Below are 14,624 nucleotides of genomic sequence, written 5' to 3' on the forward strand. Positions count from 1 at the left end.
TTCGGTACGTGATTTTGCCTGTCTTGGTGCATTTCTAAATCTGTTTTGGTGCAGTGCATTATGCTGTTTTGTATAAAGTGATAATCCTCACAAATAGTGGAGTCTATTTAGGGGATATGTGATGTGCAATTAGATTTCATGTGGCATTAATGTTAATTTGCTGACCGTGTTCTAGCATAAGATGCTAAAAAAAGTATCAATACAGATACATCAACACTAAAGGCTGTTTTTTAATTAATCCCTATGTGTAACTCACTATTCATTAGGTTTTTATTAGAGATTTACACTGTTACCTTGAGTAATTCGGAGAATTATCCGATTTTTTGCGACTTGTTTATGGCAAATTACTTCAATGGTTGATAGTGTGTGCCTCAATCTTTGTAAGGTTTTAGATTTTTATGCTTAAAATTTGAGCTAAATAAATCTAAATCACTGCCGTTCAGTGAACCAAGCAAAGAAGTCATGGATGCAATACGGAAAACTTGGAGTTTATTAAATGTACAAGAATAAAATCACTCAGGCCCTTCTTCTAGGTGCTGGTTTGGCAGTGGCTGCCACTTCTACTCTTTCTATCGCTGCTGAAGTTCCAGCAGGCACTGAACTAGCAAAAGTTCAGGAACTGGTTCGCGGTAATGGTACTGAAGTAGCAACACTCGACCCTCACAAATCTCAAGGTGTACCAGAATCTCACGTAATTCGTGACCTTCTAGAAGGTTTAGTGAACCAAGATGGCGACGGCAATACTATCCCAGGAGTAGCTGAAAGCTGGGAAACGACAGACAACAAAACATTCACTTTCCACCTACGTAAAGACGCAAAATGGTCTAACGGCGATCCTGTAACGGCAAATGACTTCGTTTACAGCTTCCAACGTGCGGTTGATCCTTTAACTGCTTCTCCATACGCTTGGTACATGGAATATACCAAGATGGCGAATGCGAAAGACATCGTTGCGGGTAAGAAAGACAAGAGTGAACTAGGCGTTAAAGCTTTAGATGACTACACGTTAGAAGTGACTTTAGATACAGCTGTCCCATATTTCGTAATGATGATGGGTCACACAACAGTGAAGCCAGTACATAAAGCAACTGTTGAAAAATTCGGTGACCAGTGGACTAAGCCTGAAAACTTTGTTGGTAATGGTGCATTTGTTCCAAATCAATGGGTAGTTAACGAGCGTCTTGAACTAGTACGCAACGAAAATTATTGGGATAACGAACATACAGTTCTTAACAAAGTAACATTCTTACCAATCGAAAACCAAGTAGCGGAAATGAACCGCTTCCTCTCTGGCGAACTAGATTTCACATATGAAGTTCCTAACGAGCACTTCCGTCGCTTACAGAAAGAATACCCAGAAGATGTAAACATTAAGGGTAACCTGTGTACTTATTACTACCAATTTAATGCACAGAAAGCACCTTTCGACGACGTACGTGTTCGTAAAGCAATGTCTTATGCGATGGATCGTGACATCGTGACGAAAGCGATTCTTGGTCAAGGTCAAAAACCAGCTTACTTCTTGACTCCTGAAATTACTGCTGGTTTTGACCCGGTAACTCCAGAGTATGGTCAACTTTCTCAAAAAGAGCGTATTGCTGAAGCGAAGCGTCTTCTTGAAGAAGCGGGCTACACGAAGAGCAACCCACTTGAATTTAACCTGCTTTACAACACGTCTGAAAACCACAAGAAGCTTGCTGTAGCAATCGCATCAATGTGGAAGAAAGAGCTTGGTATTAACGCGAAACTCGAAAACCAAGAGTGGAAATCATATCTAGACAGTAAAGATACTGGTAACTTTGACGTTGCTCGTGCAGGTTGGTGTGGTGACTACAATGAAGCATCTTCATTCCTAACATTGATGGTTAGTCAAAATACAACTGCTGGTCAGCACTATAAGAGCGCAGACTATGACAAGATTATCGATAAAGCACTAAGCTCTACTTCAGAAGAAGAGCGTACTAAGCTATACATCGAAGCAGAAAAATTGCTAGCTAAAGACATGCCAATTGCTCCAGTCTACCAGTACGTTACAACACGTCTTGTATCACCTCAGCTAGGTGGTTACCCAGAAGGTAACGCCGAAGATAAGATCTATTCAAAAGATCTTTATATCAAAGCAAAATAACCTCCTATAAAAATAAAATATAACTAACTTAGACCTGTGTGCGAGAAATCGCACGCAGTGTCTATTTAATTTTTAATTGTCACAGACTGAAAAGAGTGAGTTTATGCTTAAATTCATTATGAAAAGGATATTCGAAGCGATTCCAACCATGTTGGTGTTGATCACTATATCTTTCTTTCTCATGCGTTTTGCACCGGGTAACCCGTTTTCGAGCGAACGCCCATTACCGCCAGAAGTTATGGCTAACATCGAAGCTAAATACGGCTTAGATAAACCTGTATTTGAACAGTACACCACGTACTTGACTAACATCGTTCAAGGTGACTTTGGTCCATCATTCAAATATCAAGATTACACCGTAAATGAGCTGATCGCAGTCGCACTTCCAGTATCTGCGAAGGTAGGTTTTATTGCCTTTATCTTTACCCTGATTATGGGAGTATCGGTCGGGACGATTGCCGCCTTGAAGCACAACACCTGGATTGACTACACCATAATGTCGACCGCTATGCTCGGGGTAGTAATGCCATCCTTCGTGTTGGCTCCAGCGCTTATTTACCTGTTCTCTCTGCACTGGAACATATTCCCAGCAGGTGGTTGGCACGGCGGTACTTATATGTACATCGTCCTGCCAGTTATCGCGATGTCTCTTCTTTACGTAGCCACATTTGCTCGTATTACTCGCGGTAGCATGATTGAAACGCTAAACAGTAACTTTATCCGAACTGCTCGTGCAAAAGGCCTAAGTTACCGTTACATCGTTCTAAAACATGCACTGAAGCCAGCACTGCTGCCTGTCGTTTCTTATATGGGACCTGCGTTTGTAGGTATCATTACAGGTTCTGTTGTTGTTGAAACCATCTTCGGCCTACCAGGTATCGGCAAGCTGTTTGTTAACGCCGCGTTTAACCGTGACTACTCGCTAGTAATGGGTGTAACCATCTTGATTGGTTTCCTATTCATCTTGTTCAACGCAATCGTTGATATTTTGCTAGCGCTAATTGACCCGAAAATTCGCTACTAACAGGGACGCATGGTTATGTTGAAGAAAAAAGAAAATTTAGAAGCGATCGAAAAGTTCTCTGAGAGTTTAGAGATTGAAGGTCGCAGTTTGTGGCAGGATGCCCGCATTCGTTTTATGCGAAACAAAGCGGCAATGGTAAGCTTGTTTATTCTTACGCTTATGGTATTGGCAGTTATCTTCTTACCGATGCTTGCTCAGTACACTTATGATGATACTGACTGGTACGCAATGCATGCAGCGCCAAGCGCGGACCACTGGTTTGGTACTGATAGCTTAGGCCGTGATTTGTACGTTCGTACTCTTATCGGTGGTCGTATCTCATTGATGGTTGGTGTGATGGGCGCATTCGTAGCGGTACTGATTGGTACGCTTTACGGTGCAGCTTCTGGCTTCATCGGTGGTCGTACTGACCGAGTGATGATGCGTATCCTAGAGATCTTGTACGCAGTGCCATTCATGTTCCTAGTAATCGTACTGGTAACGTTCTTTGGTCGTAACATCGTCCTAATCTTCGTTGCTATTGGTGCGATTGCTTGGCTAGATATGGCGCGTATTGTACGTGGTCAAACGTTGAGCCTACGTAGTAAAGAGTTCATTGAAGCTGCACACGTATGTGGTGTAAGCAAATGGAAGATCATTACACGTCACATCGTACCGAACGTACTGGGTATCGTAGCGGTTTACTCTACGTTGCTTATTCCAAGCATGATCCTTACAGAATCATTCTTATCTTTCCTTGGTCTTGGTGTTCAAGAGCCTATGACAAGCTGGGGCGCATTGCTTCAAGAAGGTTCGCAAACAATGGAAGTTGCAATCTGGCAATTGACATTCCCTGCGGCATTCATGGTAGTTACGCTGTTCTGCTTTAACTACGTAGGTGATGGTCTGCGCGACGCGCTTGATCCAAAAGACAGATAACGAAATAGCAATTAAAAGCTATAAAAGATTAAGGAAGCAATAATGAGCTTATTAGATGTCAAAGATCTGCGCGTCGAATTTACCACACAAGATGGTATCGTAACCGCAGTAAACGACTTGAACTTCTCACTTAACCAAGGCGAAACGCTGGGTATTGTTGGTGAGTCGGGTTCAGGTAAATCACAAACGGTATTTGCACTGATGGGGCTGCTGGCTAAGAACGGCATCATCTCGGGCAGTGCAAAGTTTGAAGGCAATGAAATTCTCAACCTGCCTGAAAAAGCACTGAACAAGGTTCGTGCTGAACAGATCGCGATGATCTTCCAAGATCCAATGACCTCACTGAACCCTTACATGAAAGTAAGTGATCAGCTGATGGAAGTACTTATGCTGCATAAAGGCATGGGTAAAGCAGAAGCGTTTGAAGAATCAGTACGCATGCTTGAAGCGGTGAAAATCCCTGAAGCACGCAAGCGTATCACTATGTACCCGCACGAGTTTTCGGGCGGTATGCGTCAGCGTGTGATGATCGCAATGGCACTGCTGTGTCGTCCTAAATTGCTTATCGCTGATGAACCAACAACGGCACTGGATGTAACCATTCAAGCGCAAATCATGGAATTGCTGAACGAACTAAAAGATGAGTTCAATACAGCAATCATTATGATCACCCATGACTTGGGTGTTGTTGCTGGTTCTTGTGACAAAGTACTTGTGATGTACGCGGGTCGTACAATGGAGTACGGCACGGTTGATGAAATCTTCTACGAGCCAAGCCACCCATACGCGGAAGGCCTGCTTAAAGCGATTCCTCGTTTGGATACCGAAGGTGAAATTCTACCGACGATTCCAGGTAACCCACCTAACTTACTTCGCCTACCAACAGGTTGTCCTTACCAAGACCGTTGTCACCGTGTAATGGACCGTTGTAAGCAAGAAGCACCGATTTTGCAGCCATTTGCTAAAGACCGTCAGCGTGCTTGTTTTTCAGACTGGGAGACTTGGACAAAATGAGTAAAGAATTACTATTAGATATTAAAGACCTGAAAGTTCACTTTAGCATTGCAGCTAAGTCTGCTTGGCCTTGGGCAAAACCATCAAACCTTAAAGCGGTTGATGGGGTTGATGTTCACCTTTACGAAGGCGAAACACTAGGCGTAGTGGGTGAGTCTGGTTGTGGTAAATCAACTTTTGCCCGTGCGATTATCGGCTTGGTTGAAGCGACTGAAGGTCAAGTGATGTGGTTAGGTCAAGACCTAACTAAGATGCAGGAAGTGAAGCGTCGTGAGACTCGTAAAGAGATTCAGATGATCTTCCAAGACCCGCTAGCGTCGCTTAACCCACGTATGTCAGTAGGCGATATCATTGCTGAGCCTCTAGAGACTTTCTTCCCTGAACTTTCTAAACAAGAAGTGAAGGACAGAGTTAAAGAGATGATGGCAAAGGTTGGTCTACTACCAAACGTAATCAACCGTTACCCACATGAATTCTCTGGTGGTCAGTGTCAGCGTATTGGTATTGCACGTGCACTTATCTTGAAACCTAAGATGATCATTTGTGACGAACCTGTTTCGGCACTTGACGTATCTATCCAAGCTCAAGTTGTTAACCTTTTGAAAGAACTGCAAAAAGAGCTAGGTCTTTCGCTGGTATTTATCGCGCACGATTTGTCAGTGGTTAAGCACATCTCAGACCGTGTATTGGTAATGTACCTAGGTAATGCGGTTGAGCTGGGTGAGTCAGATGCACTATTCTCTGATCCAAAGCACCCGTACACCAAGGCGTTGATGTCTGCGGTTCCTATTCCAGATCCTCGCTTAGAGCGTAGTAAAACTATCCAGATGCTGGAAGGTGACCTACCATCGCCAATCAACCCACCATCAGGATGTGTTTTCCGTACTCGTTGTCCACAAGCGACAGAAGCGTGTGCGCAAACTAAGCCAACGATTCAAGGCGATGATGTGCACGCAGTATCTTGCTTGCACGTACAAGTCTAGGGCCAATTTAAAACGGTTCAGCCTGTGACAGGCTTAAGCGCGACTAGTTTTTAGAGTCGCGCTTTTTTTGTACTGCAGACCTAGTTCCTATATTTTGCTCAACAGCTTCATCAAATAATTCGAACAACTAAGCCAACTTCTTCTAGTTTTGAAAAAGTTGGCTTTTTTTATACTAGAGAAAAGTTAGCATCACAGAGGTTTGGATATGGGCAAATTAGTTGAAGGTGTTTGGCACGATGTGTGGTATGACACCAAAGAAAGCGGTGGTAAGTTTGTTCGTGAAGATGCGGGCTTTCGTCACTGGATAGAGAACAAACCGGGCGCGCAGTTTGAGCCTGAAAGCGGCCGTTATCACTTATACGTATCATTGGCTTGCCCTTGGGCGCACCGAACCCTTATCTTCCGTGAGCTGAAAGACCTAACCGATCACATTGACGTGACGGTTGTTTGCCCAGACATGATGAGTGAAGGTTGGCAAATGGGGTTACCTGAACCTCTATTTGGCCATACCCGCATGCACCAAATCTACACTCAAGCCAAGCCTGACTACTCGGGTAGAGTAACGGTACCTGTGCTGTGGGATAAGAAAACCAACACCATTGTGAGTAACGAGTCGTCTGAAATCATTCGCATGTTTAACTCAGAGTTTAACGAGCTAACGGGTAACACCGATGATTACTACCCGTGGGAGTTGTCCAAGAAGATTGATGAGTGGAATGATTATATCTACCCAAACATCAACAACGGCGTATACCGAACCGGCTTTGCGACAACACAAGAAGCCTACGAAGAGGCGTATGAAGCGTTATTTGAAGCGTTAGATAAAGTGGATGCGCATCTTAGTGAGAAACGTTATTTAGCGGGAGAGCAGATTACTGAAGCGGATTGGCGGTTGTTCACGACCTTGGTTCGATTCGATGCTGTGTATGTGGGTCACTTCAAGTGTAACAAGCAACGAATTGCGGATTACAAACATATCCAAGGTTATCTAAAAGAGCTCTATCAAATAGAGGGTATTAAAGAGACGACCGATTTCTATCATATCAAGCGTCACTACTACTACAGCCACACTGGTATCAATCCGACTCAAGTTGTACCCAAAGGACCAGAGCTAGACTTAGAATCACCACATGGTCGAGGCTAGGCTTACCAAGTAGTTCCTTTACTCCAGACATAAAAAAACCCTAGATAAACATCTAGGGTTTTTGCTTTTTACAAAAGAAAAATTAGTTAATTACTTTTTCTTCAGCTTGTGCAGCTTGGTCTGCTTGGATAGCCGTTAGAGCTACTGTGTAAACGATATCGTCTACTAGAGCGCCACGAGACAAGTCATTTACTGGCTTGCGCATACCTTGAAGCATTGGACCGATAGATACTAGATCTGCTGAACGCTGTACAGCTTTGTAAGTCGTGTTACCCGTGTTTAAGTCTGGGAATACGAATACTGTCGCTTTACCTGCAACTGGAGAGTTAGGCGCTTTAGAAGCGGCTACGTTTTCCATGATTGCTGCATCGTACTGTAGAGGACCGTCGATCACTAGATCAGGACGCTTCTCTTGAGCAAGTTTCGTTGCTTCACGTACTTTATCTACGTCTGCACCCTTACCAGATTCACCAGTAGAGTAAGAGATCATAGCAACGCGTGGGTCGATACCGAATGCCGCAGCAGAATCTGCAGATTGGATAGCGATTTCAGCAAGCTGTTCAGCTGTTGGATCTGGGTTGATCGCACAGTCACCGTATACAAGAACTTGATCAGGCAGAAGCATGAAGAAGATTGAAGATACGATAGAAGCATCAGGAGCAGTCTTGATGATCTGGAACGGAGGAACGATTGTGTTCGCCGTTGTGTGAACAGCACCAGAAACTAGGCCATCAACTTCGCCAGCTTCAAGCATCATAGTACCTAGGAATACTGAATCTTCTAGCTTCTCACGAGCAACAACTTCAGTCATACCTTTAGCGCCACGAAGTTCTACTAGACGAGCTACGTAGTTTTCGCGAACTGATGCAGAATCGATGATCTCAACGCCAGCGCCAAGCTCAACACCTTGCTGCGCTGCAACGCGACGGATTTCTTCAGGGTTACCTAGAAGTACACACGTTGCGATACCGCGCTCAGCACAGATAGCCGCAGCTTTAACTGTACGTGGCTCATCACCTTCAGGAAGAACGATGCGCTTAGCCGCTTTACGAGCAAATTCAGTTAGCTGGTAACGGAATGCTGGTGGGCTTAGACGACGGATGCCTTGAGTACCTTCAGATAGAGAATCAATCCAAGGGCCATCAATGTGGCTTGCAACGTGATCGTTAACGAACTCGATACGCTCTTTATCGTCTGCAGGAACTTCTAGGTTGAAGCTCTGTAGGTTTAGAGATGTCTGCCAAGTGTTACCTTGAGCCTTGAAGATCGGTAGACCTGAAGCGAATGCTGGTGCACAAAGGTTAGCAATGCTTTCTGGAATGTCGTAACCGCCAGTAAGCAGGATTGCGCCAATCTCAACACCGTTTTTCGCAGCAAGAGCCGCAGCAACGATAACGTCAGGACGGTCTGCAGAAGTTACTAGCAGTGAACCTGGTTTGAAGTGCTCAATCATGTGAGGTAGAGAACGTGCACAGAAAGTGATGCTCTTAATACGACGAGTTGAGATTTCACCTTCGTTAACGATTTCAGCGTTAAGGTGCTTAGCCATATCAACCGCACGAGTTGCGATTAGGTCGATGCTCCATGGCACGCAGCCAAGAACACGGATAGGGCTAGAATTGAAGATTTGCATTACTTCAAGGTTCGCTTGCTGAGCGCTGTCTGCATCATCAAAGATTTCAGATAGGTCAGGGCGAGTACGGCCAGCTTCATCAACAGGAGCGTTAAGCTTGTTGATGATTACGCCTTTGATGTTTTTGTTCTTAGTACCGCCGAAGTTAGAACATGCTACTTCGATACGCTCTTTAAGCTGCGTAGGGTTGTCAGTACCAGGAGTCGCAACGAATACGATCTCCGCGCCAAGTGTTTTTGCGATTTCCGCGTTCACTTGGTTAGCAAATGGGTGCTTACGAGTAGGTACTAGACCTTCGATTAGCGTTACTTCTGCGTCTTTGTTGATCTTGTTGTATTGCTCAACAACTGACTCAAGAAGCTCGTCCATTTTTTCACTACCGATCAAAGCTTCAGCTTTAGTCATTGCGATTGGCTCACCAATCTTAATGTCGCTGTTTGCGCTGATGATAGTAGACGTTAGATCTGGTTGGTTACCACCGCTACGAGGCTGAGCGATTGGCTTGTAGAAAGAAACACTTACGCCTTTACGCTCCATAGCGCGAAGAACACCCATGCTAACACTAGTAAGACCAACACCAGCGCTTGTAGGGATAAGCATAATAGTACGGGACATTGACGAACACCTTTAACTATTGGAAATAAAAAAAGCTCAACTGCTATTCCCACCGATATTAAAATTGGGGTAGGAATAGAAGTTGAGCCCCATTTTCTTGATATGAAAAACTGACTAGCTTCGAGTGAAGCTAGTCAGGAAAATCAATTAAAGACCTGCTAGTTTCGCAGTGTCTTCAGCAATTACTAGCTCTTCGTTAGTAGAGATAACCATTGCAGGGATACGGCTGTTAGCTGTAGTGATAGTACCTTCGCCGCCGAAACGAGCTTTAAGGTTAGCTTCACCGTCAACTTCGATGCCGAAGATGCCTAGGCGGTTAAGAACCATTTCACGGATTGGGCCAGAGTTCTCGCCGATACCGCCAGTGAAAGTGATTGCGTCTAGACGACCTTCTAGAGTTGCAGTGTAACCAGCAACGTACTTAGCTAGACGGTGACAGAACACGTCCATTGCACGAGTTGCTTCTTCTTTCTCACCGTAGTTGTCTTCAACGAAACGACAGTCAGAAGTCACTTCAGTTAGACCAGCAAGACCAGACTCTTTAGTCAGCATGTTGTTGATTTCTTCAACAGAGTAACCAAGAGCATCGTGTAGGTGGAAGATGATTGCAGGGTCTAGGTCACCACAACGAGTACCCATTACAAGACCTTCAAGAGGAGTAAGACCCATAGAAGTGTCTACAGATTTACCGTTCTTGATTGCACATACAGAAGCGCCGTTACCTAGGTGACAGTTGATGATGTTAACTTCTTCAACTGGCTTGTTTAGTAGGCCTGCAACTTCACGAGTGATGAATAGGTGAGAAGTACCGTGCATGCCGTAACGACGGATGCCGTGCTCTTTGTACAGGTTGTACGGTAGAGCGTATAGGTAAGACTCAGAAGGCATTGTTTGGTGGAACGCAGTGTCAAAAACAGCAACGTTTTGTAGACCAGGGAAGTTCTGTTGAGCCGCTTCGATACCGATAAGGTGAGCAGGGTTGTGAAGAGGTGCGAAAGTCGCAGCGTCTTGAATACCCTTAAGAACTTCATCAGTGATAAGTGCAGAAGAAGTGAACTGCTCGCCACCGTGTACGATACGGTGGCCGATAGCGCCAAGGTTAGCTTTAAGCTCAGGCTTAGAAGCAAGAATAGTTTCTACCATGAAAGATAGTGCTTCTACGTGAGCTGCGCCCGCGCCTAGTTGTGCTTCATGCTTGCCATCAAGTTTCCACTTCATACGAGCTTCTGGAAGACCTAGACACTCAGCAAGACCAGTTAGGTGCTCTGCACCTGTTTCTGCATCAACAACAGCGAATTTAAGAGAAGAACTACCACAGTTTAAAACTAAAACTAGCTTAGACATTAATGACTACCTGTTTATTTTTCTGATCGAAATCAGTTAAGGATGAAAATTAATCTCAAGAATAGTCGAAGCACATAGGCTTGCGTACTAACCTTGGTCAAAAAAACGTTAATTTCCGTATAAAGTGAAAGCGCTCTTTATCAAAAAGAGGCTTGTGCATTCCTTGCAGAAGTCTTCTCAAAGTTGCTTAAATTGTAAATAAGGGCAACAATGAGATTGAGGTCTGCAAATAATAGCGATATTGTGCAAATATAACAAAAAAATTTGAAAGAATATTATTTTTCGTCAAATTTTTGTGTTTTTAGTTGATGATTTCAACTTTTTTTTAATGGGAGACTCATATGAGCAATAGAGTTGGTTTAGCTAGTAGTTTAAAAGATGGCCAAAAGTACATGGATCTCTGGCCCGTCCGAAAAGAGTTAAACGCGATCTTCCCAGAACAACGCATTATTAAAGCGACCCGTTTTGGCGTGAAAGTGATGCCTGCGATTGCCGCTATCAGTGTTCTTACACAAATGGTCTTTAATAATTACCAAGCGATGCCACAGGCTGTGGTTATGGCTTTGTTTGCGATCAGCTTGCCGCTACAAGGTATGTGGTGGTTGGGCAATCGCTCAAATACACAACTTCCGCCGGCGCTAGTATCGTGGTACCGCGAACTGCATGAAAAGATCACTGAAACGGGTTTTGCGTTAGAGCCTATGAAGCCGCGCCCTCGCTATAAAGAATTGGCAATCATTTTAAATCGTGCCTTTCGTCAGTTAGATAAATCCTCAATGGAGCGTTGGTTCTAAAGAATCCCAGCTCTCCCTCTTGTCTGAGAACAACTATTCATCTTCTATAGCTTGTTCTCAGATTTGCTCCTCTTTTTGTTACCTCGCTTACTTTCCGTTTAGCTTACCTGTCCTTATTCACTTGGTTTCTTACCTTCCTCCGAAGTCAATATAACCTTTCTCACATAACTCGAGCCTTGTTGTATTTTTGTTAAATATCACTTCAAGTTATCAATGGTTACTGGTAATAATGTCAATAGTGATTTTGATGTTGTTCTCTTTGAGCGAGTAATGACGGGTAGAGCTTGATTCAGGGAGCGATAATGAGTTCTGTAAGAAAGGTATTGGCAGCGGTTTTAAGTTGCTTGATGTTGCTATGGACTGGCAATGCAATGGCAAACGTTGCCAAAGTGTCGGTTTCACAAGTTGTTGACCATCCAGATCTGAATGCGACACGTTTAGGGCTTATTGAAGGATTGAGAGCCAATGGTTATGAACCCGGTAAGAACTTAGAATTCTCCTATGAAATGGCGAATGGTAACCCGGCTCAGGCAGCCAAGATTGCCAGAGAGCTCGTCAGTGAAAATCCACATGTACTTGTTGGTATCGCGACACCGACTTCACAAGCCTTAGTGTCGGCGACTCGCTCGATTCCTATCGTGTTTACCGCGGTTACGGATCCTATCGGCGCTAGGCTCGTTAAACAATTAGAAAAGCCGGGGCGTAATGTCACGGGGCTTTCTGACTTATCTCCGATCACTCAGCATGTGTCATTAATCAAAGAACTGCTCCCTGAAGCTAATTCAATCGGTGTAGTTTACAACCCAGCAGAAGCAAATGCCGTTGCGTTAGTTGGGTTATTGAGAAAGGCAACTCGAGATTTCGGTTATACACTTCACACCGAAAAAGCGCTGACTGTTGACGATGTCGAAGCAAAAGCAGAATCCATTGCTAAGAAGTCCGATGTTATCTATGCCTTGACCGATAATACGGTTGCAAGCGGCATGGAGGGTCTTATCAAAGCGGCTAACCACGCAGATACGCCAGTCGTCGCAGGCGCCACATCTTATGTCGGAAAGGGAGCGATTGCTGGTTTAGGTCTAGATTATTATGATGTTGGGGTTCAGACCGCGGATTATGTCGCAGCCATTCTGGAAGGACAGAAGCCCGGGAAGTTGAGTGTCAAAACTGCGCAGAGCTCTCAGCTGGTGGTCAACCTAGATGCTGCTCGTGAGCTTGGCGTGACAGTGCCTCAATCTGTGATTGAGCGTGCGGTCATTAGCCGGTGAATTGAGTTTGGTGTTAGGTGAGCTAATAGGCCATAAGTCATATTATTAACAGCATTGAAATGGGCTCAGATAACAAACTCACCTGCTCTATATGTTGGCGCTTCTCTATTTTATTCATTTGTAAGCGGTTATTTGACCGTTAGGTGTGTCGTTAATATCAATTTACATTATTTTACGTCGAGCGAATTGCCGATTAATGTAATAATATTAATGGGGAAAATGAAAATAGCTGAACGCTAAGAGCACATTATATGAAAGTAAATAGGCACTTTAGCCTAACCTTTGTTTTCGGGTTTCCCGCTGTGATCGCCGCGATGTTACTTGGCCTAATAGGAAAGAATCATTTTGACGCGGTAGAAAAAGATATCAGTAGTGAGTTTCATCGTATTGAAGATGTGTTCAAAAGAACCACAAAAGTGGCGACAGCCCTAGACTACAGCTTCTCCAACTATTATAAATCAGGAAACCCTCTCTTTCTTGATCACAACAAACATGTTGTGGATGGTCTTTGCCAAATCTGGCCTATTGATGTATTGCTACTTGCCGACGGTAAAACCTCAGACATTCCCTCTGTCGATATCGACTATATGCTAATTGGTCAAGAGTCTCTTTGTTCTGAAAGCAGTGATAGTTATAAGAGCGCGTCAGAAAAAATAGCGTTAGCTCCTATTCTTTCATTTTTATCCCAGCTTGATGAATACCATGCCGGCGTGCACTTTATTGATACGAGCGGCTATGTGATCTCTTCACCTGAAGGTTTTGCCAAAGGGCTGAGCAAAGAGTTACTCTCGACCATAAAGAGTCGTCCTTATTGGCAGAAAACAGCCAACAACCCTGACCAACTTACCCTTTCAGGCCCTGGTTATCGTTTTGATTCCCTTGACCGTATAATCAGTATGACGATCCCTGTATTCCATAAAGGCGTTCACCAAGGGATGCTGTCGGTGGATATTAATGCTGACAAGCTGCTCGCAAACTCGAATGAGCATCTTGCAGGTCGGATCGATATCATTGATACCACTTTAGCGACTCCGGTAGATTCTGCGGCTTTTTATCACGAGATCAAACTGGATGGTGTCTCGTCTCACCATGCGATGTATTACAAATTAGACATCGCGAAAGAGGTTGAGCACTTTTTCGTCTACGAGAAAGACAGCCTTATTGTTGCCATCATTGTGTATCTGTTCTCAGTAACCATCTTCTTCTACGTCAATTCCAATATTGAACGTGGTTACTTCAAAGATCTCGCAGCCAAAGACCCTATGACAGGGTTATTGAATCGTCGTGGCTTAGAAGCGTTCTGGCGCAGTGTAGAGCACGATCAACTGTTTGCATTAACCGTCTTCGATATTGATGATTTTAAGTCAATTAACGACACCTACGGCCACGATAAGGGGGATGATGTGATTCGTTATATGTCGCGTCAGATCAGCAACAGTATTCGAAGCAGTGACGTTGCAGCACGGTTTGGCGGTGAAGAGTTTGTCGTTTATATGAAAGGCGAAGATCGTGAAACTTTGATGAGAACATTAGAGCGAGTGAAGAATGCGATTTGTTCCACTTCAGCCGACATTATTCCAAATGGATTTACGGTGTCTGGCGGTGTCTGCATTGTTGAAACTGAGCAAAGTAAACTTAACTTCGATGAGATATTTAAGTACGCCGATGAAAAGCTGTACGTGGCTAAGACGACGGGTAAAGACCGTCTTAAATTTTAACCACGTTATTGAATCGATGCTTTGTATGAAAATGAAAATGA

The 14,624-nt window shown here is 44.1% G+C and carries 11 protein-coding genes; 9 read left to right on the forward strand and 2 right to left on the reverse strand.

The window, feature by feature from the left end; genetic code table 11:
- Nucleotides 1-496 precede the first annotated feature (496 nt).
- The 6 genes from AB4323_RS17280 (at nucleotide 497) to AB4323_RS17305 (ending at nucleotide 7,211) form a co-directional block, all read left to right on the forward strand.
- On the forward strand, nucleotides 497-2,128 hold the full coding sequence (locus AB4323_RS17280; protein ID WP_016767672.1) for an ABC transporter substrate-binding protein: 1,632 nt from the start codon (nucleotides 497-499) through the stop codon (nucleotides 2,126-2,128).
- Nucleotides 2,129-2,231: 103 nt separating this feature from the next.
- Entirely contained in the window at nucleotides 2,232-3,152 is a 921-nt protein-coding gene (gene oppB / locus AB4323_RS17285; protein ID WP_017067676.1) for an oligopeptide ABC transporter permease OppB, read from the forward strand.
- 15 nt (nucleotides 3,153-3,167) lie between these two features.
- On the forward strand, nucleotides 3,168-4,070 hold the full coding sequence (gene oppC, locus AB4323_RS17290; RefSeq protein ID WP_017067675.1) for an oligopeptide ABC transporter permease OppC: 903 nt from the start codon (nucleotides 3,168-3,170) through the stop codon (nucleotides 4,068-4,070).
- A 42-nt stretch (nucleotides 4,071-4,112) separates the two neighbouring features.
- Nucleotides 4,113-5,084: an ABC transporter ATP-binding protein gene (locus AB4323_RS17295; protein WP_012603544.1), complete on the forward strand. Its 972-nt coding sequence runs from the start codon at nucleotides 4,113-4,115 to the stop codon at nucleotides 5,082-5,084.
- Nucleotides 5,081-6,067, forward strand: a complete 987-nt coding sequence (oppF, locus tag AB4323_RS17300; protein WP_017062172.1) for a murein tripeptide/oligopeptide ABC transporter ATP binding protein OppF — start codon at nucleotides 5,081-5,083, stop codon at nucleotides 6,065-6,067. Before AB4323_RS17295 ends, oppF begins: the two co-directional genes overlap by 4 nt.
- A 205-nt stretch (nucleotides 6,068-6,272) precedes the next feature.
- A complete protein-coding gene (locus AB4323_RS17305; protein WP_065583982.1) occupies nucleotides 6,273-7,211 on the forward strand; it encodes a glutathione S-transferase family protein in 939 nt (312 codons plus the stop codon).
- A gap of 82 nt (nucleotides 7,212-7,293) precedes the next feature.
- Here the strand turns inward: AB4323_RS17305 and pta are convergent, their stop codons facing one another.
- Both pta and AB4323_RS17315 read right to left on the reverse strand, forming a co-directional pair.
- Complete coding sequence (gene pta, locus AB4323_RS17310) at nucleotides 7,294-9,459, reverse strand: phosphate acetyltransferase (protein ID WP_017069189.1); 2,166 nt, start codon at nucleotides 9,457-9,459, stop codon at nucleotides 7,294-7,296.
- Between the two features lie 147 nt (nucleotides 9,460-9,606).
- Nucleotides 9,607-10,803, reverse strand: coding sequence for an acetate kinase (locus tag AB4323_RS17315; protein WP_017062169.1), 1,197 nt, complete (start codon nucleotides 10,801-10,803; stop codon nucleotides 9,607-9,609).
- Between the two features lie 341 nt (nucleotides 10,804-11,144).
- On the opposite strand from AB4323_RS17315, the gene yfbV reads away from it, so the two are divergent.
- The 3 genes from yfbV to AB4323_RS17330 all read left to right on the forward strand — a co-directional run bounded on the left by yfbV (nucleotide 11,145) and on the right by AB4323_RS17330 (nucleotide 14,583).
- Complete coding sequence (yfbV, locus tag AB4323_RS17320) at nucleotides 11,145-11,597, forward strand: terminus macrodomain insulation protein YfbV (RefSeq protein ID WP_017062168.1); 453 nt, start codon at nucleotides 11,145-11,147, stop codon at nucleotides 11,595-11,597.
- A 302-nt stretch (nucleotides 11,598-11,899) separates the two neighbouring features.
- Entirely contained in the window at nucleotides 11,900-12,865 is a 966-nt protein-coding gene (locus AB4323_RS17325; RefSeq protein ID WP_372152979.1) for an ABC transporter substrate-binding protein, read from the forward strand.
- Between the two features lie 251 nt (nucleotides 12,866-13,116).
- Nucleotides 13,117-14,583 (forward strand): sensor domain-containing diguanylate cyclase, encoded by a 1,467-nt coding sequence (locus AB4323_RS17330; protein WP_017069188.1) that lies wholly within the window; start codon nucleotides 13,117-13,119, stop codon nucleotides 14,581-14,583.
- The last annotated feature ends 41 nt before the right edge of the window (nucleotides 14,584-14,624 follow it).

The organism is Vibrio sp. 10N.261.52.C11 (genome assembly GCF_041471405.1).
Taxonomy (GTDB): domain Bacteria; phylum Pseudomonadota; class Gammaproteobacteria; order Enterobacterales; family Vibrionaceae; genus Vibrio; species Vibrio crassostreae_C.